The sequence below is a fragment of the Bacillus sp. EKM208B genome (assembly GCF_011800725.1).
Classification (GTDB): Bacteria; Bacillota; Bacilli; order Bacillales; family Bacillaceae; genus Bacillus; species Bacillus velezensis.
Genome location: NZ_JAANHO010000006.1, coordinates 162836 through 186222 on the forward strand (window position 1 = coordinate 162836; position 23387 = coordinate 186222).

The window sequence follows — 23387 nt, forward strand, 5'->3', positions numbered from 1 at the left end:
TCTGTTTGCTTTCTTTCGCAAGCCGCATTTTCATTGTCGCGGAACGCTCCATTTGCTAAAATAAAGCGTATCGCACACATGAACGGTTTTTGCGGAGAGAGGAGGATAAGGCATGCCAAAAGGATCAGGCAAAGTATTATCGCAAAACAAAAAAGCAAACCATGATTACTTTATAGAAGAAACCTATGAAACAGGCATCGTGCTGCAGGGAACGGAGATTAAGTCCATCCGCGCCGGCCGCGTAAACATGAAGGATTCCTTTGCGAAAATTGAACGCGGCGAAGTGTTCCTCCACAACATGCACATCAGCCCGTACGAGCAGGGAAACCGCTATAACCATGACCCGCTCCGGACGAGAAAGCTTTTGATGCACCGGAAAGAAATCAATAAGCTGATCGGCCTGACGAAAGAGAAAGGCTATTCCCTCGTGCCGCTGAAGCTGTATTTGAAAAACGGCTTTGCCAAAGTGTTAATCGGCCTCGGAAAAGGGAAGAAAACATACGATAAACGCGAAGATTTAAAACGAAAAGACGCCAAAAGAGAAATCGAAAGAGCGTTCAGAGACAGACAAAAAGGCTTCTGATGCATGAGCCTTGATGTGATGATATGCCCTGTGCTATACTGTTCACACATCAGATTCACAGGCTGTTTATTGAAGACATTCCCAATTGAATTTGCCTGTGATCATGGTATAATAACAGTACAGCCAGTTGAGCAAGAGCTTGATAGATCTCCCGTATACCCTTAACAAGGGGACGTTACGGATTCGACAGGGATGGATCGAGCTTGAGCTGCGAGCCGAGAGGCGATCTCGTTAACACGCACCTAAATATAACTGGCAAAACTAAAAGTTTTAACCAAAACTTAGCACTAGCTGCCTAATAAACGCAGCGAGCTCTTCCTGACATTGCCTATGTGTCCGTGAAGAGCACATCCAAGTAGGCTACGCTTGCGTTCCCGTCTGAGAACGTAAGAAGAGACTGACAGACTAGCTCTCGGAAGGCCCGCCCGCAGGCACGAAGACGAGTGAAACACGAAATATGCAGGCTACGCTCGTAGACGCTTAAGTAATCGATGTTTCTGGACGTGGGTTCGACTCCCACCGTCTCCATACATAACAGAGGAACCGCAGTGCCGTCACATGACGCACTGCGGTTTTTTCATGCCGAAATCAAGGAGTGAAAGTGAATGGAAATCGTCATCATAGACGAAAAAGATGTTACAAGCACAGAAGCATTACACCGAATCTTAAAAGATCAATTAGATTTCCCGGACTATTATGGTGAAAATTTGAATGCCTTATGGGATTGTCTGACAGGCTGGATAGAATATCCGCTGACTTTGGTGTGGAAGAATTTTGAGGCCAGTCAAAAGGCATTGGGTTCGGATGCTGATGATGTATTAAGGATATTAAAAAAGGCTCAGGCAGAATTAGATGGTGAATTTTTCATTCAAATCGATCAGCCGTCAGCCGGGACAACGGACAGGCACTAAAAAGTGCGTACTTCCCCTCATCTATTTTTCTATCCGATAATAGGGACGGAAGGTTTCAGGCTTTCGATTTCTGTCCATATATAAGAAGAGACTTGCGATAGGGAGGAATGGATGATGGATTTGCAGTTGAAAGGGAAGACGGCGCTTGTGACAGGATCTACGTCAGGCATCGGGAAGGCGATTGCGGCTTCGCTGATTGCAGAAGGTGCGGCCGTGATCATTAACGGCCGCCGTGAAGAAAAGGTGAACGAAACGATCCGGGAACTAGAGAAACAGACGCCGGATGCCCGTCTCTATCCGGCCGCATTTGATTTAGGCACGGCGGAAGGGTGCGGCGCGATTTTTCAGCAGTATCCGGATGTGGATATTCTCGTCAACAATTTAGGAATCTTTGAACCTGCGGAATACTTTGATATTCCTGACGAAGAGTGGCTCCGGTTTTTCGAGGTGAATATCATGAGCGGCGTGAGGCTGACACGCCGGTATGCAAAGCGGATGATTGAACGGAAGGAAGGGCGGGTGATTTTTATCGCGAGTGAAGCGGCCGTCATGCCTTCTCAGGAAATGGCCCATTACAGCGCTACGAAAACGACGCAGCTGTCGCTGTCACGCAGTCTGGCCGAGCTCACGGAAGGGACGAATGTGACGGTGAATACGGTCATGCCCGGCTCCACGAAAACAGAGGGCGTCGAAACAATGCTCGAGTCGCTTTATCCCGGTGAAAACCTAACCGCGGTGGAGGCGGAGAGACGATTTATGAAGGAAAATCGTCCGACGTCGATCATTCAGCGATTGATCCGTCCGGAAGAAATCGCCCACTTTGTCGCCTTTTTAAGCAGCCCGCTGTCGTCTGCCATTAACGGATCTGCATTGCGGATCGACGGCGGCTTGGTGCGGAGCATTATATAAGATGAACGTAAAAAAACCCCCGTAAAGCGGGGGTTTTTTTAATGCGGATCACGCTGAAACCGGCCGATGATCCTGCTGATTAAATCTTTTGTGGCGCAGTCAAAATGCTCTTCTTTTTGGTTTGTCAACAGCCCGACCGGTGGTGAAATTGTTAAGTTATTGATCGGAATGACCTTCGTGCCCTCGATCGGTTCTGAGTGCGCCGTCGCCGTAAAGATTGAGACGCCGATATTTTCCCTGACATAGTATTGATGAGCCATGCTGCTGGTCAGCTCCATTTTTCGATAGCGGCTCCCGATGGCACGCTGCAGGTGCTGTTCAATTTGAATCCGGATCGGGCAATTGGCGGGCGTGAAAATCAGGCATTCATTTTCTAAATCCTCGAGATTGACGCTTGCTTTGTCGGCAAGGGGATGTCTGTCTGACACGATGACATTGAGCGAGTCATGGAAAAACGGATCGAAATAATTTTCCAGAATCAGCTCCGGCTCGCCGCATACGGCAAAATCAATGGCGCCCTCCAGCAGTTTGCGGCTGCATGTATTGGCATCATCCACGCTGACATTGACCGACATGTCAGGATAATCATGTAAGAAACCCCGCAGTACGGCAGGGAAGATCAGGCTTGCCGTCGGTTCGGATATGCCGATCTGAATAAGGCCGGCCTGGCCCTGTCTGATGTCGGCCAAAGTATGGTCAAGCACCTCGTATTGCGCGAGAAGCTGCCCGGCCCGCTCATGAAACAGCCGCCCCGCCCTTGTCAGTTTCAGCTTCTTTCCCCGTTCAAACAGCTGCGCGCCTACATCTTGTTCCAGCTGTTTAATCCGCATTGAAATCGTCGGCTGTGAGTAGTTCAGAATTTCGGCGGCCTTATAAAAGCTGCCTGACTGTACGATGGTATGAAACGTTTTAATGGTGCGTAATTCCAACGAAATCCCCTCCCGGCTGTTCATTAATTTTCTTGAACCTTTCCTTTACTTTTTTTGATTAGTCAAATAAATCAGTTTGTTTTATAGTATAAACAATCAAAGCTTAGTAAACAAATTGGAATTATATATTTTTGCGGGGAGAGTGACCGGAATGAGTGAAGACATATTTCGATTGGCTGAGAAAAAGGATGCGCCGGAGTTTTTAGAGCTGCTGTACAGCGCGTTTCAGCCGATCCGCAATTTGGAGATTGACTGGCCGTCGGCGCGGGCCGACATCGATATGGTAACAGAAAATATTGAAAATCATTCAGCCGTCGTGCTCGAACGGGACGGACGGCTTCTTTCAACAATTACGATCCGTTTTCCGTGGGAGAGTGACACGCCTCCGTCAAAATATCCGTTTGTCTGGTGGTTTGCGACGCTTCCTGAGCTGAAGGGGCAGGGCATCGGCAGCAAACTTTTGACTTATGTGGAAGAACACGTGCTGCGGGATACGCTGAAGGCCCCGGCCATCACGCTCGGCACTTCGGCGCGCAAGCATCCCTGGCTTGTAGATATGTACAGACGGAGGGGGTATGAAGTGTATTTTGAGCAGGAGAAAGACGGAGACATCGGAGTCATGATGAGAAAGGTGCTCATACCGGAGCGGTTTGACGCGTCGCTGTTAGGCACACCGAGCTGGGCGCAATGATAAAAAAACGGATCAGAGCCGGCTGTCTGCTTCTGCTGCTCGGCGTGCTGGCCGGGTGCGGGCAAGGAGAAAGCACAAAAGCGGGGAGCGGCGTGCAGACCGTCATTGTCGGCACGGGAACTGATTTTCCGAACATTGCTTTTATGGATGAAAAAGGCGAGCTGACCGGCTATGACATTGAAGTGATGAAAGCCATTGATAAACAGCTGCCGCAATACAAATTTGTCTTTAAGACGATGGATTTTTCGAATCTGCTCACAAGTCTCGGAAACCGGAAAATTGACGTGATCGCGCACAATATGGCGAAAAATAAGGAACGGGAGAAACGCTTTTTGTATCACAAGATCCCGTATAACTACTCGCCGATGTACATCACGGTGAAGGCGGATAATGACGCGATACACACGCTCCGGGATTTAAAAGGGAAAACCGTCATCGTCGGCGCGACGTCAAACGCGGCGGACTATATGACGGCATACAACAAAACCCACGGCAGCCCGATACATTTGAAATACGCCGGGCAGGGCAGCAATGATACAGCAAACCAAATTGAGACGGGACGCGCTGACGCCACCGTATCCACGCCGTTTGCCGTCGATTTTCAAAATAAGACGCACGCGTTCAAACAAAAAACGGTCGGTGATGTGCTGCTGGATACCGAGGTGTATTTTATGTTCAATAAAAACAGCCAAACCCTGGCGGACGATACGGATCGGGCGATTCAAAAGCTTGAGAAGGACGGCACATTGAAAAGGCTGAGTGAAAAATGGCTCGGCGCGGATTATTCAAAATCAAGTTTCACGAAATAACTGAAGCAGAAAACGGGGCGATCACATGAAAATAAGATTGGCGGTCATGTCATTAACAATTGCCGCAACGGCGGCGTTATCAGCCTGCGGCGCGGGCGGGGAGGCGGCATCAGGCAATCAGAAAAACGTGAAGAACATCACGGTCGGCACGGGAACCCAATTTCCGAATATTTGCTTTATTGATGATAAAGGCAAATTGACGGGCTACGACGTTGAGCTGGTGAAAGAGCTTGACAGGCGCCTGCCGGACTATCGTTTCACTTTTAAAACGATGGATTTCTCCAACCTGCTTGTCAGCCTCGGCCAGCATAAAGTCGATATCGTAGCCCATCAAATGGAGAAAAGCGCCGAACGGGAGAAAAAATTTCTGTTCAATCAAGTCGCGTATAACAACTTCCCGCTGAAAATCACGGTGCTTCAAGAAAACGGGAACATTCACGGCATTGATGACTTGAAAGGGAAGCGGGTCATTACGAGTCCGACGTCAAACGGCGCGCTTGTGCTGAAAAAATGGAATGAAAAACACGGCAGTCCGTTTGAAATCGCTTATGCCGGCCAAGGTTCAAACGATGCGGCCAATCAGCTGAAATCCGGCCGCGCCGATGCGACGATTTCTACGCCGTTTGCCGTCGATTTCCAAAACAAAACGAGCGCGATCAAAGAAAAAACGGTCGGCGGGGTGCTGTCAAATGCCAAAGTGTTCTTTATGTTTAACAAAAATGAACAAACGCTGAGCGATGACATTGATAAAGCCCTGCAGGAAATCATTGATGACGGCACGCTTAAAAAGCTGAGTGAAAAGTGGCTCGGCGCGGATTATTCAAAGGAGCAATATTAAGTGAAAAAGAGAGGGATCGGCAATGGAAAAAGCGTTTGATATCAGTATGATCGCGTCCTTTGTGCCGACATTGCTCGGGTATTTGCCCGTCACGCTGTATATATTGGCGGTGTCTTTGCTGTTCGGCTTTCTATTGGGGCTGCTTTTGGCGCTGCCCCGCATCTATCGCATTCCCGTCTTGAATCAGTTTGCGAAGCTGTATATCTCTTTTTTCAGAGGAACGCCCATCATGGTGCAGCTGTTCATTGTATTTTACGGCATTCCGGCGCTCACGGCGCTCGCCGGAATTGATACCTCCAAAATGGACCCTTTGTATGCGGCCATCGCCACGTATGCGCTGAGCAGCGCGGCAAGAGCGGCCGAAATCATCAGGGGAGGTGTGAACAGCGTCGACCGCGGGCAGGCGGAGGCGGCGTTCAGCATCGGGCTGAACGGGGGGCAGACATTCCGGCGCATCATTCTGCCGCAGGCGCTCGTGCAGGCCTTTCCCAACATCGGAAATATGGTGATCGGTTTCTTAAAAGATACATCACTCGCTTTTTCGATCGGGGTGATGGATATGTCGGGCAGAGGACAGACCTTGATTACATCGAGCAATCATTCTTTAGAAGTGTATATATCGCTTTCTGTTCTGTATTATGCGGCCGCCCTTTTATTTGAACGTGTCTTCAGATGGGCCGAAAAACGAATCAAGAAAGATGAGACGCGCCTTGTGACGGTTTTTGACATGAGCGCGCACGGCTGAAAAGGAGGGAGAACAGTGGAGCTGGACATTCCATTTATCGGCACTGCGATAAAACAAATGATGAAAACCGTTCCGCTTACATTGGCGATGACGGTCATTCCGATTATTGCCGGATTTTTCATAGCTCTCGGCAATATCACGGTGCGTATATTCCGCATCAAATGGCTGCTGGCCTGCTCATCGTTTTACGTGTCTTTTTTCCGCAGCACCCCGGCGATTCTCCATATTATGCTGATTTATTTAGGGGTTCCGCTGATTGCCGATCAATTCAGCCGCGCGTTTCATCTCGGCTGGTCGGCCAATCAGATTCCGGTCGCCGTGTTTGTCATCATGGCACTGTCATTAACGGCAGGCGCTTATATGACGGAAATTCTCCGATCCGGGATCATGGCCGTCGATACAGGGCAGGCGGAGGCGGCATATTCAATCGGCCTGACGCGGGGACAGATGATTCGGCGCGTGGTTCTGCCGCAGGCGTTCATGATATCGCTGCCGAACTTCACCAATATAGGCATCGGCTTTTTGCATACCACTTCCATCGCGGCAATTGTTGCAGTGCCTGAAATTACAGGAACGGCGACGATTGCGGCATCCGATAACTATGCGTTTCTGGAAGCATTTATCGGGGCGGCCGTGATTTATTGGGGATTAACGCTGATTCTCGAAGCTGTAAACAGTCTGGCGGAAAAAAGGGCGGCCAGATATCAAGGAGGCGCATTATGATCGAAATCCGAAACATTCAAAAACATTTTGGCAGTCATCACGTGTTAAAGGGGATCAATTTAAGTGTCCGGAAAGGAGAAGTCGTGACCATCATCGGCCCGAGCGGTTCCGGGAAAACCACTTTTCTGCGCTGCCTTAATTTACTTGAGCGGCCGGATGAGGGCGCCATTTCGCTGCACGGTGAAGTCATTAACTGCAAAAAGCCTGCCAAAAAAGACATTCTCAGACTGAGGAAGCAGACGGCGATGGTTTTTCAGCAATATCATTTGTTTTCGCATAAAACGGCAATTCAAAATGTCATGGAAGGCCTGACGGTCGCAAGGAAAATGAAAAAACCAGATGCATACGCCATTGCCGAGCGGGAACTGGCCAAGGTGGGGCTTCAGGATAAATTGCACGCTTATCCGAATCAACTGTCGGGAGGACAAAAGCAGCGGGTCGGGATTGCCCGGGCGCTTGCCATTCATCCTGATGTCATGCTGTTTGATGAACCGACCGCAGCCCTCGATCCGGAGCTTGTCGGCGAGGTGCTCGAGGTGATGCTTAACATTGTGCGGACCGGCGCCACCATGATTATTGTCACACATGAAATGGAGTTTGCCAGAAGAGTGTCCGACCAAATTGTGTTTATGGATGAAGGAGCAATCGTGGAACAAGGAACGCCTGAGGAAGTCTTTTACAAGACGAAAAAAGAAAGAACGAAGAAGTTCCTCCGCCGCGTGCTGCCTGATTACGGTTATGACATAAAAGAGCGCATAAAGGAGCCTGTCGTATGATTCGTTTAAGCATTTTAGACCAAAGTGTCACCGCGGAAAACCAAACCGCAGAAGAAGCCTTGCGGCAAACGGTGAAATTGGCTCAGGAGGCCGAACAATACGGATATGACCGTTTCTGGGCGGCGGAGCATCATAACAATGAAGAGATAGCGGGATCAGCTCCGGAAATTGTTCTGGGGTATCTTGCCGCAAGCACGAAAAAAATCCGTCTCGCATCCGGCGGGGTGATGCTGCAGCATTACAGTCCCTATAAAGTGGCGGAGCAGTTCCGGGTTCTGTCCGCCCTTGCTCCCGGCCGTGTGGCGCTTGGTGTCGGCAAAGCGCCCGGCGGATTTCAGCTGTCAACCGATGCGCTGCAGCGGGAGCTTATCCAGCCCGCCCGTTTATTTGAAGAAAAGCTTGAGGAGCTGACTCATTTCATCCGAAATGATTTTCCGGACTCGCACCGCTACGCGTCATTGCGGCCGGCGCCGCATACTGAGTATGCGCCTGACCTCTTTTTGCTCGGCGGCAGCGCGGAAAGCGCGATATCCGCGGCCAAACTCGGCATTTCCTTCGTTTTCGCCTATTTCATAAACGGTGAAGAGGCTGCGTTAGAAAAAGCGCGCCATGCCTTTGACGAGCATCTGCCGAAAGGGTCGAAGGCGGAATTTCACCTTGCGCCGATGGTATTTACCGCGCATACAAAAGCAGAGGCTGAAAAACACGTGGTATCGCGTGAGTCGGTCAAAATCATTCTCGAAGACGGCAAAAAGGTGAATGTCGGTTCCCGGGAACAAGCGGAAGCGTTTCTTGAACAAGTCACGCAGCCGTATAAGCTGATTACACAAAAGACGGGTGTGATTGCCGGGACAAAAGAAGAGACAGCCGCCGAGCTGAGACGATTATCGGTTCAATACAGCATTACTGATTTTGTGATTTTGTCGCCTATCAAAAATGCTGAGGAAAAACGATTGTCTTACCGGCTGTTAAGCGAAGCGGTGCAGCCGGCCCCACAATTATAGGAGGGATGAACATGAGTCATGAAGTAAACGTAGTGGTCTGGAGCAAACAGGGCTGCTCCTATTGCGATGAAGTGAAAGGATATTTGCGGGAAAAAGCCGTTGCATACGAAACAATTGATGTGACAGAGCGGGATGAAATGCGTGACGTGCTGCAGACGAAGTACGGCATCCGTCATGTCCCCGTCGTTGAAATCGGCAGCGGTGACAGCCGTGTGTATCAGGCCGTTACTCAAGTCGGCATTGAACATGTAGAACGGGCGCTTGCCGATTACGAGGGGAAAAAGGGGGAGAGAAAATGAGCCGGACGGATCTTATTCAATTCGGAGCCATGATTCACGGTGTCGGCGGCACAACGGACGGCTGGCGTCATCCCGACGCCGATCCGACAGCAAGCACGAATGCGGCGTTTTACAGACAAAAAGCGCAAACTGCTGAAAGAGGGCTGTTCAGCTTTGCTTTTATTGCGGACGGCTTGTTCATTTCTGAAAAGTCCATCCCGCATTTCTTAAATCGGTTTGAGCCGATCACTATTTTATCGGCGCTTGCCGCCTCTACAACCCATCTTGGTTTAATCGGCACATTTTCCACATCGTTCACTGAGCCGTTCACCATCGCAAGACAGCTGATGTCTCTTGACCATATCAGCGGCGGCCGGGCGGGCTGGAATCTCGTCACCTCTCCGCAGGCGGGAGCCGCGCGCAATCACAGCAAAGAAAGCCTTCCCGACCACAGCCGGCGCTATGCCATCGCCCAGGAACATGTGGACGTGGTGCGCGGCCTGTGGAATTCCTGGGAAGAAGATGCCTTCGTCCGCAACAAAGAAACCGGGCAGTTTTTTGACCCTGACAAACTGCATCGCCTGTATCACAAAGGCGAGTATTTTCAAGTGGAGGGCCCGCTGAATATCGGCCGGTCCAAACAGGGAGAGCCGGTCGTTTTCCAAGCGGGGTCTTCAGAAACCGGCCGGTCGTTTGCCGCGAGGAATGCAGATGCAGTCTTTACGCACTCCAATTCACTTGAGGAAACGAAAGCTTTTTATGATGATGTGAAGAAGCGGGCGGCGGATTACGGCCGGGACGCTTCCAAGCTGCGGATCTTTCCGGGAATCAGTCCGATTATAGCCGGCTCACAAGAAGAAGCGGAAGCGAAATACCAAGAATTCGCCGAGCTGATTCCGATAGAGAACGCTGTTAAATATGTGGCCAGATTCTTTGACGATTATGATCTGAGCCGTTTTCCGCTGGATGAGCCGTTTCCTGATTTGGGCGACGTCGGGAAAAACGCGTTTCAAAGCACGACAGACCGTATCAAAAGAGAGGCGAAAGCCCGGAATCTTACGCTGCGTCAAGTGGCGCGCGAAGCCGCGTTTCCGCGAACCCATTTTATCGGCACACCGGAACGTGTGGCGTCATTAATTGAAACATGGTTTCAGCGCGAAGCGGCGGACGGGTTTATCATTCACTCTGACATCCCCGGCATGCTTGAAGCCTTTGTGGATCAAGTCATACCGATCCTTCAGGAAAAGGGGCTGTACCGAAAAAGCTATCCGGCCGATACACTGCGGGGGAATCTCGGATTGGATATTCCGGCCTGCAGACCCAATCCGATTTTGAGCAGAAACTGAGGTTTCTGCTTTTTCTGCTGCTTGCCATTCCCGTCATTACAGCCTTTTCAAAAAAATATACTGATTTCGAGATATTATTGTTGCTAAATGATTTTTTTGTAACTATAATTATTACAGAACTGATCAGTATAAAAAAACATTCATATTTCATAATAAATGTGTGTGTAATCTGAAAACGAAAGGGCTGTTTATAATGGCAAAAGTACTTTATATCACTGCTCATCCTCATGATGAAAAGACATCTTACAGCATGGCGACAGGAAAAGCGTTTATCGATTCTTATAAAGAATCAAACCCGAATGATGAGGTTGTACATATCGACCTTTACAAAGAGAACATTCCTCATATCGACGCGGATGTATTCAGCGGCTGGGGAAAACTTCAATCCGGCACAGGTTTTGAAGAGCTTTCTGAAAACGAAAAGGCGAAAGTCGGCCGTCTGAACGAGCTGAGCGATCAATTCGCGGCAGCTGACAAATACGTATTCGTCACACCGCTTTGGAACTTCTCATTCCCGCCGGTTATGAAAGCGTACCTTGATTCCGTTGCTGTAGCCGGAAAATCATTCAAATATACAGAGCAAGGCCCGATCGGTCTGTTGACAGACAAAAAAGCGCTCCACATTCAGGCGCGCGGAGGCTATTACTCTGAAGGACCGGCGGCTGACATGGAAATGGGCCACCGTTACATCGGCATCATGATGAACTTCTTCGGCGTTCCTTCTTTCGACGGATTAATCGTTGAAGGCCATAATGCTGAACCGAATAAAGCACAGCAAATTAAAGAAGATGCGATTGCCCGCGCGAAAGAAGCCGGAAAATCATTCTGATCTTAAAAAAACCTCCCAGCTGACACGGCTGGGAGGTTTTTCATATTAAAGGGCAATCGTCCGTTTTTGTTCGCTGCTTTTCATCGCCGCTTCAATAACACGGATGACATCGATGCCTTCTTTTGCCGTAACGGGAAGCGGTTTTCCGTTTAAGATGCTGTCTGCCAGCAGTTTGTAGTACGTAAGGTAAGAGCCGTTCTCAGAGGGGATTGTTTCTGTATGCCGTTTTTCATCCGCTGCGGTTGTCAGCTCTCCGAAGTTGTCAGGATCATCGGCGCCCCAGCTCTCGTCAACCGGCTTTTTGCCCGCTGAAAGCGCATCTTCCTGTCCATCCATTCCGTATTTGATAAAGCTTGCATTCCGTCCGTGAATCTGATAGCGCGGGCCGCTTGCCGCATTCATGGAGCCGGATTGAAGGATGACCTGAAGCTTGCCGTAATGGAGCGCGGCCAGAAAATTATCAACGGTTTCGCTGTTGTCCCGCTGCTTCATCACATGTGCGGTGACGGATTCCGGCATTCCGAAAAGCAGAAGTGTCTGGTCAATAATATGTGAACCGAGATCATACAGCGTTCCCGTGGCGGGTCCGTTCTTTTCGCGCCATTTTTCCTGTACAACCGGGTTGTATAGATCGTAGTTGACTTGATATGTATGAATGTCTTGAAGCGCCCCGTCCCGAATCAGCTTTTGTATCGTTAAAAAGTCATTGTCCCACCGCCGGTTGTGGTACACGCTCAGTAAGACGCCTTTATCTTCAGCCGTTCTTCTCAGTTCCTCCGCTTCTGCTGAAGTCGCCGTCATCGGTTTTTCCACGACGGTGTGTTTTCCCGCCAGTAGACATTTCATCGCTGATTCATAATGCATTCCGCTCGGTGTCGTGACGATGACGAGGTCAATGTCAGGATCACCGGTAATGTCTTCAATCGCGCGCACGGCTTCAGCCCCCGGCAGATCACGTTTGACCTCCTCCGTTCTGGACGTCATGACTTTTTTGATCTGATAATCATCAAGGACGTCCAAAAGCGGCGCATGAAAGACTTTACCCGACAAACCATATCCCAATATGCCAACCTGTATCGTTTTCAATGAATTTCCCCCTCTTGATATGTGATAACAATATATACCCCGCGGGTGTACTGGTAAAACTTGTGTGTTGAAAATTTTTTACACCGGATTTTCAAGTCTGTATAATGAAGATAACGAAGAAAAAAACCGAGGTGGAAAATGGACAAACATACCGAGCATCAATCGTTAAATCATAAAAGCGCCAAAGAAAAAGACCAGATCCTGAACCGGCTGAAACGGATTGAAGGCCAGGTCAGGGGCATTCAGAATATGGTGGAGAACGAACGATACTGCGTGGATATTCTTGTGCAGATCTCAGCCGTACAGGCAGCCATGCAGAAAGTCGCGTTTCATCTGCTGGAAGATCACGCCCATCACTGCGTAGCCGGCGCCATTGAGAGCGGAAACGGGGAGCAGGCGATTGCCGAGCTGCTTGACGTTGTGAAAAAAATCGCAAAATCGTAAAATAAAATGTTTTGAAATACCCTACAGGGGTATGGTAACATGAAGAAGAAAAAACAAGACGTGGAGGGAATCATCATGGAACAAAAAACACTGCAAGTCGAAGGCATGTCCTGTCAGCACTGCGTCAAAGCAGTAGAGACCGGAGTAGGAGAACTGAACGGAGTGACGGCGGTTCAGGTGAAATTGGAAGCCGGACAGGTGGATGTGACGTTTGATGAGAACAAAGTCTCCGTATCAGATATAAAAGACGCGATTGAAGATCAAGGTTATGACGTCGTATAGGATTTATCGCGCTGCGGAAACGGGCGCGGTTTTCTTTTATCATAATTATACCCCCCTGGGGTTTATGAAGAGAGATGAGGACATTGAGTGAACCGAAAGAAATGACCATTCAAGTGGGGGGCATGACATGCGCCGCCTGCGCTTCAAGAATTGAAAAAGGGCTGAAACGGATGGACGGCGTCAATGACGCTTCCGTCAATCTTGCGCTTGAGACTTCAAACATTTCCTATCACCCTGACAAAATCGAAGCAAGCGCCATAAAAGAAAAAATTGAAAAACTCGGCTATCACGTCGTGACGGAAAAAGCTGAGTTTCAGATTGAAGGCATGACGTGCGCCGCTTGCGCCAACCGGATTGAAAAGCGCCTGAACAAAATAGGGGGAGTTGACAGCGCACCGGTGAATTTCGCACTGGAAACAGTCACCGTTGAATACAATCCGAAAGAGGTGACACCGAAAGAGCTGAAAGAGACCGTGGCAAAACTCGGCTACAGATTAGACGAGAAGAAAGCGGTTGATGGAGACGGCGGATTATCCCAAAAGGAGAAAGAGCAGCGAAAACAGCTGATCAGGCTGATATTTTCTGCCGTTCTCTCCTTTCCGCTTCTATGGTCGATGGTCAGCCATTTTTCTTTTACTTCTTTTATCTGGATGCCGGATATCCTGATGAATCCGTGGCTGCAATTCGCGCTTGCCACCCCGGTGCAGCTCGTCATCGGCTGGCCTTTTTATATGGGGGCGTACAAGGCGCTGAGAAACAAAAGCGCCAATATGGATGTTCTCGTTGCGCTCGGAACGACGGCCGCTTACGCATACAGCCTGTACATGACGATTGCGTCTCTCGGACGAGACGGACATGTTGAGGGGCTTTATTATGAAACGAGCGCCATTTTGCTGACTTTGATTTTGCTTGGAAAGCTTTTAGAGATGAAAGCGAAAGGCCGCTCATCAGAAGCGATTAAAAAGTTAATGAAGCTTCAGGCGAAGACGGCGGCGGTTGAGCGGGACGGCAAAGTACAGGTGATTCCGATTGATGAGGTCCGGACGGGGGACATCGTATACGTGAAACCGGGAGAACGCGTCCCTGTCGATGGCGAAGTGATTGAAGGCCATTCCGCAATTGATGAATCGATGATTACGGGAGAGAGCATGCCTGTCGATAAGTCTCCCGAAAGCAGTGTCACCGGTGCGACGATCAATGCAAACGGCTTTCTCAAAATCAGAGCGGTGAATGTCGGGAAAGATACCGCGCTTGCACACATTATTAAAATCGTGGAAGAAGCCCAAGGATCAAAAGCCCCCATTCAGCGGCTCGCGGATCACATTTCAGGCATTTTCGTCCCGATTGTGCTGGGGCTGGCCGTGCTGACTTTTCTCATTTGGTATGTATGGGCCGCGCCGGGACAGTTTTCTGAAGCGATCGGCAAATTCATCGCCGTGCTTGTCATTGCCTGTCCGTGCGCACTCGGGCTCGCCACACCGACGAGCATTATGGCGGGCTCGGGCCGCGCAGCTGAATTCGGCATTCTTTTTAAAGGCGGAGAGCATTTAGAAAAAACACAGCGTCTGACGACAATCGTACTGGATAAAACAGGAACGGTGACAAACGGCAGACCTGTTCTGACAGACGCCGTGCCGGCAGCGGGAATGAACGAAGAGGAACTCCTGCGGCTGGCGGCGGCCGCCGAAACGGGATCAGAGCACCCGCTTGGAGAAGCCATCGTGTCAGGAGCCGAAAAACGGGGGATTGCCATCCCGAAAATCACCCGGTTCCAAGCCCGGATCGGTTCCGGAATCTATGCAGAGGCTGACGGCAGAACGATTCTAGCCGGATCAAGACGGCTGATGGAATCAGAACACATTGAACATGAGGCGCTGCTTCCGCAAATGGCCCGCTTGGAGGCGGAAGGAAAAACGGTGATGCTTATTGCGGCAGACGGCAAAGCGGCGGGGCTTATCGCAGTCGCCGATACAATCAAAGAAACATCTCCGGCCGCGGTGAAACGCCTGAATGATATGGGGCTTGACGTCATCATGATGACCGGTGACAACAAAAAGACCGCAGAAGCCATTGCAAAAGCCGCGGGCATCGGCAGCGTGATCGCCGAAGTGCTTCCCGAACAAAAGGCGGCGGAAATTTCCCGGCTGCAAAAAGAAGGCCGGCGCGTGGCGATGGTCGGTGACGGCATCAATGATGCTCCGGCGCTGGCTGTGGCCGATATCGGAATGGCCATCGGCACCGGCACAGATATCGCAATGGAAGCGGCGGATATTACGCTGATCCGCGGTGACCTGAACGGCATTGCCGACGCCATCGGCATGAGCAGGCTGACCATGAGAAACATCAAGCAGAATTTAGGCTGGGCATTGGGATACAACAGCATCGGCATTCCGATTGCGGCATCCGGCTTTCTGGCCCCGTGGGTGGCAGGCGCTGCCATGGCGTTCAGCTCAGTATCGGTCGTGCTTAATGCTTTGCGTTTACAGAAGGTGAAAAAAGACAAAATGGGCTGATGCCTGTTTTGTCTTTTTTATTGACACTTTATTCAAAGCCTGCATATAATAGAGAAAACACATATATGAGTATATGTTCATATATATAAATTCGTTTAGCTGTATTGATGTTATGGGAATCCTATTACGGAAAGTAGGGTGAGTCGAAAATGAAAGCAGCCAAAGGTGAATTTGTTTTAGACGGACTTGATTGCAGCAACTGTGCAAAAAAAATAGAAAACGGCGTAAAAGCCATTGACGGCATAGACGGCTGTGCTGTCAATTTTGCGGCAAGCACCATCACGGTCTCAGCCGGCGGCAAAAACGAGCAATGGATGAAAGACGAAGTCGCGAAAAAAGTAAAGTCCATTGATCCTCATGTGACCGTCCGTGCGAAACATGAAGATAAACCCGGCGAGGATGAATACCGCAAAAAGCTGCACCTGATGTTAGTGAGGCTGGCAGCGGGAGCCGTTTTGGCCGTCATCGCTTACTTCGCGCACACGGGCGCCGTCCTTGAGTTTCTGCTCTTTTTTGCTTCATATTTGATCATCGGCGGCGATATCGTAGCCAGAGCGGGAAAAAACATTGTCCGCGGCCAGGTATTTGATGAGCATTTTCTGATGGCGCTTGCCACGATCGGCGCATTTGTGATTCATCAGTATCCGGAAGGCGTCGCGGTCATGCTGTTTTACCAAATCGGTGAATTGTTTCAGGGAGCGGCCGTCAGCCGATCCAGAAAATCGATCAGCGCGTTATTGGACATCCGTCCTGAGTACGCCAATGTGAAAACGGAAAACGGCATGACTGCCGTTCCGCCGCAGGACGTCAAAGTCGGACAGGTCATCGTCGTGAATCCCGGAGAACGGATTCCGCTGGACGGAAAGGTGCTGAGCGGTTCTTCGATGGTTGATACATCCGCTTTAACGGGCGAATCCGTGCCGAGAAAAGCGGAGCCGGGGCAAGATGTGATGGCCGGATTTATGAATCAGAACGGCGTGCTTCATATTGAAACCTCTAAAGGATATGAAGACTCTGCCGTGTCAAAAATATTGGATCTGGTCGAAAATGCGGCCGGACGTAAAGCGAAAACGGAAAACTTTATTACGAAGTTTGCCAAGTATTATACACCGGCCGTTGTCATTGTTGCGGTGCTTCTCGCCTTTTTACCGCCGCTTCTCGTGCCTTCAGCCGCGCTATCCGACTGGGTGTACCGCGCGCTGATTTTCCTTGTGATTTCTTGTCCGTGCGCACTCGTCGTCTCCATTCCGCTCGGGTTTTTCGGCGGTATCGGGGCTGCGTCTAAAGCAGGGGTGCTCGTGAAAGGCAGCAACTATTTAGAAGCGCTCAATCAGGTGGCATACGCCGTGTTTGATAAAACGGGAACCTTAACGAAAGGCAATTTCGCCGTTACTGATATCAAGCCGGCGGCGGGATTTACGAAAGACAGCCTGCTTCATGCGGCCGCGCTTGCGGAAGTCCATTCCAATCATCCGATTGCTTCTTCCATCCGTGAAGCTTACAATCAACCGCTCGCGGCTGAGGAGATTGAAGAATATGAAGAAATACCCGGACACGGCATTCGGGTGAAAACCGGCGGATCAACGATTTTGGCCGGAAATCAAAAACTGATGGCAAAAGAACAAATCGCTTCCGGCACAGCTGAAAATAACGGAACCGTCGTCTATGTCGCCGTTGATCAGCGGTATGCGGGGGCGATCGTGATCGCCGACGAAATCAAAGAGGACGCCAAACAGGCCATTGCCAATTTAAAAGCGCTCGGCGTGAAGCGGACAGTGATGCTGACGGGTGATTCAAAGCAGACCGGAGAAGCTGTCGGCCGAGAGCTCGGTATTGATGACGTGTACACAGAGCTTTTGCCGGGTGACAAGGTAGACCGCGTCGAAGAACTTGAAGCGGCGCTTGCACCGAATGAAAAACTGATGTTTGTCGGCGACGGGATTAATGATACGCCTGTGCTTGCCAGAGCTGACATCGGAGCTGCCATGGGGGCTCTCGGCTCTGATGCCGCCGTCGAAGCGGCCGATGTCGTCCTGATGACAGACCAGCCGTCAAAAGCATCCGAAGCGATCCGGATTGCACGCCGCACACGCCGGATCGTCTGGCAGAACATCGGATTTGCTTTAGGCGTAAAAATCATTTTTCTCCTGCTTGGCGCATTCGGATTTGCCACCATGTGGGAAGCGGTCTTTTCAGATGTAGGCGTCACGCTGATCGCCGTTGCCAACTCGATGCGCGTCATGAGAGTGAAAGCGGAATAATTGTCAAAGATAATTCGTTTTTCAGGGTTTTCTTAAACAAGGTTGTCTTGGTAAAATAGAGAAGCGGGCCATCCGGCATCCGCTTCTTTTTTATTTTAAAAACAATGAGGTGTCTGAGTGAAAAAGAAACAATCGTCTGCGAAATTTGCGGTGATACTGACGTTAATCGTTGTCGTTTTATTTGCGGCCATCGTAATTATTAACAACCAAACGGAAAAAGCGGGCGAAACAGTCGCCGAACAGCCTTCCATTAAAGGACAGCCCGTGCTCGGCAAAGACAGCGCGCCTGTTACGGTAGTTGAATTCGGAGATTACAAATGTCCGTCATGCAAAGTATTTAACAGCGATATCTTTCCGAAAATCAAAAAAGATTTTATCGATAAAGGCGACGTGAAATTTTCATTTGTGAACGTCATGTACCACGGAAGCGGCTCGCGTCTGGCGGCTCTTGCTTCAGAAGAGGTGTGGAAAGAAGACCCGGCATCATTCTGGGCTTTCCATGAAAAGCTGTTTGAACAGCAGCCGTCAAGCGAACAGGAATGGGTCACGCCTGCATTGCTTGAAAAAACGGTCAAAAGCACCGCGAAAAAGGTTGATCCTGACAAGCTGAAGGAAAACCTTGATAAAGAAACCTTTGCAAAAGAGCTGAAAGCTGACACTGACCTGAATGATAAATTAAACATTACGGCGACACCGACGATTTATGTAAATGACAAGGTGATTAATGACTTCTCTAAATATGATGAGATTTCAAAAACGATTAAGAAAGAGCTGAAAAATGAAAAATAGAATCGTATTTTTATATGCTTCTTGGGTGATAGCTCTTGCTGCCATGCTCGTCAGCCTTTATTTCAGCGAGATCAGAAAATTCATACCGTGCGAGCTGTGCTGGTATCAAAGAATTCTCATGTACCCGCTTGTCCTGATTTTAGGAATCGCCACCTTCCAGGGTGACACGCGCGTGAAAAAATATGTGCTGCCGATGGCCGTCATCGGCGCGTTTATATCGATCATGCATTACCTTGAGCAGAAGGTGCCCGGTTTCAGCGGCATCAAGCCGTGTGTCTACGGCGTGCCTTGCTCATCTGAATATATTAACTGGTTCGGTTTCATTACCATTCCTTTCCTGGCATTGACGGCATTTATTCTCATTATTATCTGCATGTGTTTTGTCAAAACGGAACGCACGGCAAAATAAAGAGCCTGCTCCATAGGAGCGGCTCTTTTTCTATTATTTGTACCAAGCTTTGTTTGTCTCAATCTGTCTGTTATGGGAGCTGTCCCAAATATCCACGGCATAGGCATAATCATAATTCATGACGCAGCGGATGCCGCTGCCTTGGGCGTCATGCTGAAGTCCGAAGTTATGGGAAAACTCGTGCTGTGCCGCTTTCGCCGTGTTGGCCGTTCCTTGATCAAGGTTCACGCTGAAAGCAGGGCCGCTCGGTTTGCCGTTATATACATACGCGATACCGCCGGCGTCAAAACTTGATTTTGCGGTAAAACCGACGACAAAATGATAATTTTGATTTCTGAAGCTGCCTTGGAGATTCGATAAAATCTGAGAACTGTTTGAGCCGGAAGAATTCCAAGCCTGCACGGCCTGTACGACGAAATCAATGTTGTGATCACGGTTAAAAGCGACATCCGCCTGCTCCACGATCTGGACGATTCGCGTTTGCCAGTCGCTGTATTTGGCGCGGTATTCAGCGTCCGCCACCGCCAGCACTCTGACCTTCTGGCTGCCCGTACCGGCTTTAGTTGAGGCTTTATCCTGACTGACATTGGCATTAAATCGTTTCGTGCCGACCTGCTTGCCGTTTTCATCCAGAATTTTTGTGTCAACCGTCTGTTCAACTTGGACCGGGCCCTTCAGATCTTTAAAATGATCGGCTTTCGGAAGCGGGTCCGTATACACCGTTTTCGCCGGCTCCGCATGAGTGTGCGAATGTGTATGGCTTTCGGCTGACGGCAGGCCGGGAATTAATCCGGCGGCCAATAAAACAGGAAAAACAAGTGAACTGATTTTCATCTCATAACCCCCTTTTTGTTAGAGAAAGTATTCAATGAAACTTCTAATAAACCTTCCATTAAAGTATAAAATAGGAAAATACTCTCGCTCTCAGCCGTTGCGGGTGAGGTTGTCCCGGATTAGGAATCAGAATCTTTCAAAAATAAGGTTGATTTTAAGAGAAAGCGATTATAAAATCTAATGGTCGTCAGAAAATTTAACAAATAAAAAGGAGCATATGGAATGGCCTGGGAGCTGCTTAGTGTAATCGGCATCATTGCGTTTGCGGTCAGCGGAGCGATTGTTGCGATGGAAGAGGAGTATGATATTTTAGGCGTGTATATTTTGGGGATTGTAACGGCGTTCGGCGGAGGAGCCATCCGAAATCTGCTGATCGGTGTTCCGGTCTCCGCCTTGTGGGAGCAAGGCGCGTTTTTTCAAATCGCTCTCGCATCAGTTACGATTGTCTTTTTGTTTCCGAAGCTGCTGTTAAGGCATTGGAGTAAATGGGGCAACCTATCCGATGCCATCGGGCTTTCGGCGTTTGCCATCCAAGGCGCTTTATATGCCGTGAAAATGGGCCATCCGCTCAGTGCGGTGATTGCGGCAGCGGTCCTGACCGGCAGCGGGGGCGGCATCATACGGGATCTGCTCGCGGGCAGGAAGCCGCTTGTGCTCAAGGCGGAAATTTATGCGGTCTGGGCCGCGCTCGGAGGGTTAATCGTGGGCCTCGGCTGGGCCGGGGATGCCGCCGGTTTGTATGTGCTGTTTCTTGTGCTTGTGGCATGCCGCATCTGCAGTTATGTGTTCAGGTGGCGCCTGCCGAATCGTTCCTATCATATAGATCAGTAAAAAACCGATTTCACAAACGAAATCGGTTTTTTTTCATAACGGCTTCTGATAAAAAAAGACGCCCGATATGATAAGAAAAAGGGTATTTGACCATAATGCTGAATAATATGTTGCATATATGTTTGTATGATGAAAGCCGGATTTGTCAGCTTGATGTCGGAGGTGCCGCTGATGGCAAAACGTGATAAAGAGTGGAAAGAAGAGCAGGAAAGAATCAATTTTGTTATGAAGGAACTGGAACAGAAACAAACTCATCTTGAAGCCTCATCGGGCGGATTGAAGCAGGATATTGTGGGCTTGAGAAAAACGTTTTGGGATGATGTCACCGTGAATATGGATGATGCCCACGAAGCGGCTGAGACATTTTCAAGCATTAAACAGCAGGCGGAAATGCTTTCAGAACGTGAACGGACGCATCGGCTTCAATACCGGCAGCTTCAAAAAATCCAAAAGCTGAAAACCTCTCCTTACTTCGGCCGTGTCGATTTTACGGAAAAAGGGGAATCCTCTTCCGAGCGGATTTATATCGGGCTGACTTCTTTGATGGATGAAAACAACGAGCAATTTCTCATTTATGATTGGCGCGCGCCCATCTCATCTCTTTACTATCAATATTCCCCGGGAAAAGCCCGTTATGAAGTTCCGGAAGAAACGATAGAGGGAGACATCACACTGAAGCGGCAGTTTATCATTAAAAACGGGACGCTTAAAGCGATGTTTAACACGGATATGACGATTGGTGACGAAATGCTGCAAGAGGTGCTGAGCGGCCATTCCGGACAGCATATGAAAAACATCGTGTCAACCATCCAAAAAGAACAGAACGAAATCATCCGGGATGAAAAAAGCAAATATCTCATTGTTCAGGGAGCCGCCGGAAGCGGGAAAACATCCGCGGCGCTTCAGCGGGCCGCTTACTTGCTGTACCGCGGGCGCGGGGTGCTTGATGCCCGTCAGATTGTATTGTTTTCCCCGAACATTTTGTTCAACAGTTATGTGTCCGCCGTATTGCCGGAATTGGGAGAAGAGAATATGGAGCAGGCCACCTTTCAGGAATATATCATCCGCCGGCTCGGACGAAAGTTTGATTGTGAAAGCCCGTACGAGCAGCTTGAATATTGCCTGACTGAACAAAACCAGGACGCACTTTCCGTAAGGATCGCAGCCATTGCTTACAAAGCGTCATCAGCTTTCCAGGCCATGATTGACCGCTATGCCGGCTCGCTTTCCGGCTCGGGCCTGATGTGTAAACAGATCAGCTTCCGGGGAGACATCCTGATTTCAAAAGAGCGGATTGAAGACTATTTTTATTCGCTTGATCAGCAGCTGCCGATTCCGAACAGAGCGGAGCTGACGGCGGAATGGCTTCTCGCGGAAATCAGCGCTCTCGAAAAAAAGGAGCGTAAGAAGGAATGGGTCTTGCAGGAGAGCGAGCTGCTTGATAAGGAAGACTATGCTGAGGTTTATCAAACACTCAAGAAGCAGGCGGCAGATGATGAACCTGCATTTGACGACCATCAGCGCGAACAGCGGCTGCTTGGCGCCATTATTGTCGGCAAAGCTTTTAAACCGATTAAGCAGGCCGTCAGACGGCTCGGCTTTCTCGATATAAAACGGATGTATCTCCGGCTGTTTTCAGACTGGGGAGCTGCTGAAAAGCCCGATCATTGGGAGAGCATCGGCGCTTTGACCAGAAACGCATTTGCAGAACGGTCACTTCCGTATGAAGATGCCGCTCCGTATCTGTATTTGCAGGATCTGTTAGAAGGAAAAAGAAAAAACACACAAATGAAGCACGTCTTCATTGATGAAGCGCAGGATTATTCCCCATTTCAGCTCACGTATATTCAAAGCATCTTCCCAGCGGCAAAGATGACGGTGCTCGGTGATGTCAGCCAGTCGATTTATGCCCACACCATTACGGGCCCTTCTTCCCTCGCCGGCTGCTTTCGCAATGGTGCAGAAAAGTATGTCAGCCTGAAGCGGACTTACAGATCGACGCGGCAGATTGTTGAATTTACGAAAGCGCTGCTGGCTGACGGCGATGATATTGAGCCTTTTAACCGGAACGGGGAAAAACCTCGTGTTTTGCGGACGGATACAGAAAATGCGCGGCGGGAACAATTGGCGGATACAATCCGGGAGCTCAGACAAAAAGGCTGGGAGACGGTCGCCGTCATCTGCAAAACGGCCGCGGAAGCCAAAAAAGTGTTTCAGGCGGTCAGCGACGGTAGCGATGTCCGCTTGATCAATAAAGAAAACCAGCCTTTTCAAAAAGGGGTATGCGTCATTCCCGTGTATTTGGCAAAAGGCATTGAGTTTGACGCCGTCATTGCCGCTGACGCCTCTGCTGCCCAGTACAAAAGCGAACATGACCGTAAGCTGTTATATACGGCCTGTACGCGGGCGATGCATCATCTGACCGTATTGTCTCCGGGAGAACCCTCTCCTTTTATAAAAGAAGTGCCCGCCGGCTTATTCGTGTAAGCCCTTTGCCAAGTGCAAAGGGCTTTTTATCATTAGTAATCTTAATCATTGTCATCATGATTATATATTTTACTTACATA

General features: G+C 49.6%; 24 protein-coding genes and 1 other RNA gene. 22 read left to right on the forward strand and 3 right to left on the reverse strand.

The window, feature by feature from the left end; all coding sequences use genetic code 11:
* The first annotated feature begins 112 nt into the window (after window positions 1–112).
* From smpB to G9F75_RS12725, 4 genes are all read left to right on the forward strand, one after another.
* Window positions 113–583 (forward strand): SsrA-binding protein, encoded by a 471-nt coding sequence (smpB, locus tag G9F75_RS12710; RefSeq protein WP_003151688.1) that lies wholly within the window; start codon window positions 113–115, stop codon window positions 581–583.
* 168 nt (window positions 584–751) lie between these two features.
* Window positions 752–1114, forward strand: a transfer-messenger RNA (tmRNA) gene (gene ssrA, locus G9F75_RS12715).
* A gap of 74 nt (window positions 1115–1188) precedes the next feature.
* Window positions 1189–1494: a barstar family protein gene (locus tag G9F75_RS12720; protein ID WP_014418893.1), complete on the forward strand. Its 306-nt coding sequence runs from the start codon at window positions 1189–1191 to the stop codon at window positions 1492–1494.
* Between the two features lie 114 nt (window positions 1495–1608).
* Complete coding sequence (locus G9F75_RS12725; RefSeq protein ID WP_014721805.1) at window positions 1609–2403, forward strand: SDR family NAD(P)-dependent oxidoreductase; 795 nt, start codon at window positions 1609–1611, stop codon at window positions 2401–2403.
* A gap of 38 nt (window positions 2404–2441) precedes the next feature.
* On the opposite strand, the gene G9F75_RS12730 is transcribed toward G9F75_RS12725, so the two are convergent.
* A complete protein-coding gene (locus tag G9F75_RS12730; protein ID WP_017418907.1) occupies window positions 2442–3332 on the reverse strand; it encodes a LysR family transcriptional regulator in 891 nt (296 codons plus the stop codon).
* 151 nt (window positions 3333–3483) lie between these two features.
* Here G9F75_RS12730 and G9F75_RS12735 point away from each other — a divergent pair, with 151 nt between their 5' ends.
* From G9F75_RS12735 to G9F75_RS12780, 10 genes are all read left to right on the forward strand, one after another.
* Window positions 3484–4023: a GNAT family N-acetyltransferase gene (locus G9F75_RS12735; RefSeq protein WP_003151702.1), complete on the forward strand. Its 540-nt coding sequence runs from the start codon at window positions 3484–3486 to the stop codon at window positions 4021–4023.
* Window positions 4020–4832: an amino acid ABC transporter substrate-binding protein gene (locus G9F75_RS12740; RefSeq protein WP_014418889.1), complete on the forward strand. Its 813-nt coding sequence runs from the start codon at window positions 4020–4022 to the stop codon at window positions 4830–4832. Before G9F75_RS12735 ends, G9F75_RS12740 begins: the two co-directional genes overlap by 4 nt.
* 25 nt (window positions 4833–4857) lie before the next feature.
* Window positions 4858–5670, forward strand: a complete 813-nt coding sequence (locus tag G9F75_RS12745; protein ID WP_021494133.1) for an amino acid ABC transporter substrate-binding protein — start codon at window positions 4858–4860, stop codon at window positions 5668–5670.
* A gap of 22 nt (window positions 5671–5692) precedes the next feature.
* The gene (locus tag G9F75_RS12750; protein WP_017418910.1) at window positions 5693–6415 is read left to right on the forward strand and encodes an amino acid ABC transporter permease; all 723 of its coding nucleotides are present in this window, start codon (window positions 5693–5695) and stop codon (window positions 6413–6415) included.
* A 15-nt stretch (window positions 6416–6430) separates the two neighbouring features.
* Window positions 6431–7138 (forward strand): amino acid ABC transporter permease, encoded by a 708-nt coding sequence (locus G9F75_RS12755; RefSeq protein ID WP_007613790.1) that lies wholly within the window; start codon window positions 6431–6433, stop codon window positions 7136–7138.
* A complete protein-coding gene (locus tag G9F75_RS12760) occupies window positions 7135–7914 on the forward strand; it encodes an amino acid ABC transporter ATP-binding protein (protein WP_007613788.1) in 780 nt (259 codons plus the stop codon). Before G9F75_RS12755 ends, G9F75_RS12760 begins: the two co-directional genes overlap by 4 nt.
* A complete protein-coding gene (locus G9F75_RS12765; protein ID WP_021494132.1) occupies window positions 7911–8918 on the forward strand; it encodes an LLM class flavin-dependent oxidoreductase in 1008 nt (335 codons plus the stop codon). The genes G9F75_RS12760 and G9F75_RS12765 overlap by 4 nt, the downstream gene beginning before the upstream one ends.
* A gap of 11 nt (window positions 8919–8929) precedes the next feature.
* Window positions 8930–9217, forward strand: coding sequence for a glutaredoxin family protein (locus G9F75_RS12770; protein ID WP_021494131.1), 288 nt, complete (start codon window positions 8930–8932; stop codon window positions 9215–9217).
* Window positions 9214–10542 (forward strand): LLM class flavin-dependent oxidoreductase, encoded by a 1329-nt coding sequence (locus G9F75_RS12775; protein WP_021494130.1) that lies wholly within the window; start codon window positions 9214–9216, stop codon window positions 10540–10542. The genes G9F75_RS12770 and G9F75_RS12775 overlap by 4 nt, the downstream gene beginning before the upstream one ends.
* 193 nt (window positions 10543–10735) lie before the next feature.
* Window positions 10736–11371 carry an FMN-dependent NADH-azoreductase gene (locus tag G9F75_RS12780; protein ID WP_012118449.1) on the forward strand — a complete coding sequence of 212 codons (636 nt, stop codon included), beginning with the start codon at window positions 10736–10738 and terminating at the stop codon, window positions 11369–11371.
* A gap of 45 nt (window positions 11372–11416) precedes the next feature.
* On the opposite strand, the gene G9F75_RS12785 is transcribed toward G9F75_RS12780, so the two are convergent.
* Window positions 11417–12457, reverse strand: a complete 1041-nt coding sequence (locus G9F75_RS12785; RefSeq protein WP_021494129.1) for an oxidoreductase — start codon at window positions 12455–12457, stop codon at window positions 11417–11419.
* 138 nt (window positions 12458–12595) lie between these two features.
* Here G9F75_RS12785 and csoR point away from each other — a divergent pair, with 138 nt between their 5' ends.
* From csoR to G9F75_RS12815, 6 genes are all read left to right on the forward strand, one after another.
* On the forward strand, window positions 12596–12901 hold the full coding sequence (gene csoR / locus G9F75_RS12790) for a copper-sensing transcriptional repressor CsoR (RefSeq protein WP_013353610.1): 306 nt from the start codon (window positions 12596–12598) through the stop codon (window positions 12899–12901).
* A 75-nt stretch (window positions 12902–12976) separates the two neighbouring features.
* Entirely contained in the window at window positions 12977–13183 is a 207-nt protein-coding gene (copZ, locus tag G9F75_RS12795; protein WP_015240581.1) for a copper chaperone CopZ, read from the forward strand.
* A gap of 83 nt (window positions 13184–13266) precedes the next feature.
* Window positions 13267–15696, forward strand: a complete 2430-nt coding sequence (locus G9F75_RS12800) for a heavy metal translocating P-type ATPase (RefSeq protein ID WP_017418917.1) — start codon at window positions 13267–13269, stop codon at window positions 15694–15696.
* Between the two features lie 149 nt (window positions 15697–15845).
* Window positions 15846–17957 (forward strand): heavy metal translocating P-type ATPase, encoded by a 2112-nt coding sequence (locus G9F75_RS12805; RefSeq protein ID WP_021494128.1) that lies wholly within the window; start codon window positions 15846–15848, stop codon window positions 17955–17957.
* A 117-nt stretch (window positions 17958–18074) separates the two neighbouring features.
* Complete coding sequence (bdbD, locus tag G9F75_RS12810) at window positions 18075–18746, forward strand: disulfide bond formation protein BdbD (RefSeq protein WP_012118444.1); 672 nt, start codon at window positions 18075–18077, stop codon at window positions 18744–18746.
* Window positions 18736–19155: a disulfide oxidoreductase gene (locus tag G9F75_RS12815; protein ID WP_021494127.1), complete on the forward strand. Its 420-nt coding sequence runs from the start codon at window positions 18736–18738 to the stop codon at window positions 19153–19155. The genes bdbD and G9F75_RS12815 overlap by 11 nt, the downstream gene beginning before the upstream one ends.
* Before the next feature lie 33 nt (window positions 19156–19188).
* On the opposite strand, the gene G9F75_RS12820 is transcribed toward G9F75_RS12815, so the two are convergent.
* Window positions 19189–19989, reverse strand: coding sequence for a zinc-dependent metalloprotease (locus G9F75_RS12820; protein ID WP_021494126.1), 801 nt, complete (start codon window positions 19987–19989; stop codon window positions 19189–19191).
* 222 nt (window positions 19990–20211) lie between these two features.
* On the opposite strand from G9F75_RS12820, the gene G9F75_RS12825 reads away from it, so the two are divergent.
* Together G9F75_RS12825 and helD are read left to right on the forward strand one after the other, a co-directional pair.
* The gene (locus G9F75_RS12825) at window positions 20212–20820 is read left to right on the forward strand and encodes a trimeric intracellular cation channel family protein (protein WP_007410017.1); all 609 of its coding nucleotides are present in this window, start codon (window positions 20212–20214) and stop codon (window positions 20818–20820) included.
* A 171-nt stretch (window positions 20821–20991) separates the two neighbouring features.
* Entirely contained in the window at window positions 20992–23307 is a 2316-nt protein-coding gene (gene helD, locus G9F75_RS12830; RefSeq protein WP_021494125.1) for an RNA polymerase recycling motor HelD, read from the forward strand.
* The last annotated feature ends 80 nt before the right edge of the window (window positions 23308–23387 follow it).

Bases quoted from the DNA above. Each gene is read 5' to 3' on its own strand.
- smpB (WP_003151688.1), top strand. From the start codon at position 113: ATGCCAAAAGGATCAGGCAAAGTATTATCGCAAAACAAAAAAGCAAAC.
- G9F75_RS12720 (WP_014418893.1), top strand. From the start codon at position 1,189: ATGGAAATCGTCATCATAGACGAAAAAGATGTTACAAGCACAGAAGCA.
- G9F75_RS12725 (WP_014721805.1), top strand. From the start codon at position 1,609: ATGGATTTGCAGTTGAAAGGGAAGACGGCGCTTGTGACAGGATCTACG.
- G9F75_RS12735 (WP_003151702.1), top strand. From the start codon at position 3,484: ATGAGTGAAGACATATTTCGATTGGCTGAGAAAAAGGATGCGCCGGAG.
- G9F75_RS12740 (WP_014418889.1), top strand. From the start codon at position 4,020: ATGATAAAAAAACGGATCAGAGCCGGCTGTCTGCTTCTGCTGCTCGGC.
- G9F75_RS12745 (WP_021494133.1), top strand. From the start codon at position 4,858: ATGAAAATAAGATTGGCGGTCATGTCATTAACAATTGCCGCAACGGCG.
- G9F75_RS12750 (WP_017418910.1), top strand. From the start codon at position 5,693: ATGGAAAAAGCGTTTGATATCAGTATGATCGCGTCCTTTGTGCCGACA.
- G9F75_RS12760 (WP_007613788.1), top strand. From the start codon at position 7,135: ATGATCGAAATCCGAAACATTCAAAAACATTTTGGCAGTCATCACGTG.
- G9F75_RS12765 (WP_021494132.1), top strand. From the start codon at position 7,911: ATGATTCGTTTAAGCATTTTAGACCAAAGTGTCACCGCGGAAAACCAA.
- G9F75_RS12770 (WP_021494131.1), top strand. From the start codon at position 8,930: ATGAGTCATGAAGTAAACGTAGTGGTCTGGAGCAAACAGGGCTGCTCC.
- G9F75_RS12775 (WP_021494130.1), top strand. From the start codon at position 9,214: ATGAGCCGGACGGATCTTATTCAATTCGGAGCCATGATTCACGGTGTC.
- G9F75_RS12780 (WP_012118449.1), top strand. From the start codon at position 10,736: ATGGCAAAAGTACTTTATATCACTGCTCATCCTCATGATGAAAAGACA.
- csoR (WP_013353610.1), top strand. From the start codon at position 12,596: ATGGACAAACATACCGAGCATCAATCGTTAAATCATAAAAGCGCCAAA.
- copZ (WP_015240581.1), top strand. From the start codon at position 12,977: ATGGAACAAAAAACACTGCAAGTCGAAGGCATGTCCTGTCAGCACTGC.
- G9F75_RS12805 (WP_021494128.1), top strand. From the start codon at position 15,846: ATGAAAGCAGCCAAAGGTGAATTTGTTTTAGACGGACTTGATTGCAGC.
- G9F75_RS12815 (WP_021494127.1), top strand. From the start codon at position 18,736: ATGAAAAATAGAATCGTATTTTTATATGCTTCTTGGGTGATAGCTCTT.
- G9F75_RS12820 (WP_021494126.1), bottom strand. From the start codon at position 19,989: ATGAAAATCAGTTCACTTGTTTTTCCTGTTTTATTGGCCGCCGGATTA.
- G9F75_RS12825 (WP_007410017.1), top strand. From the start codon at position 20,212: ATGGCCTGGGAGCTGCTTAGTGTAATCGGCATCATTGCGTTTGCGGTC.
- helD (WP_021494125.1), top strand. From the start codon at position 20,992: ATGGCAAAACGTGATAAAGAGTGGAAAGAAGAGCAGGAAAGAATCAAT.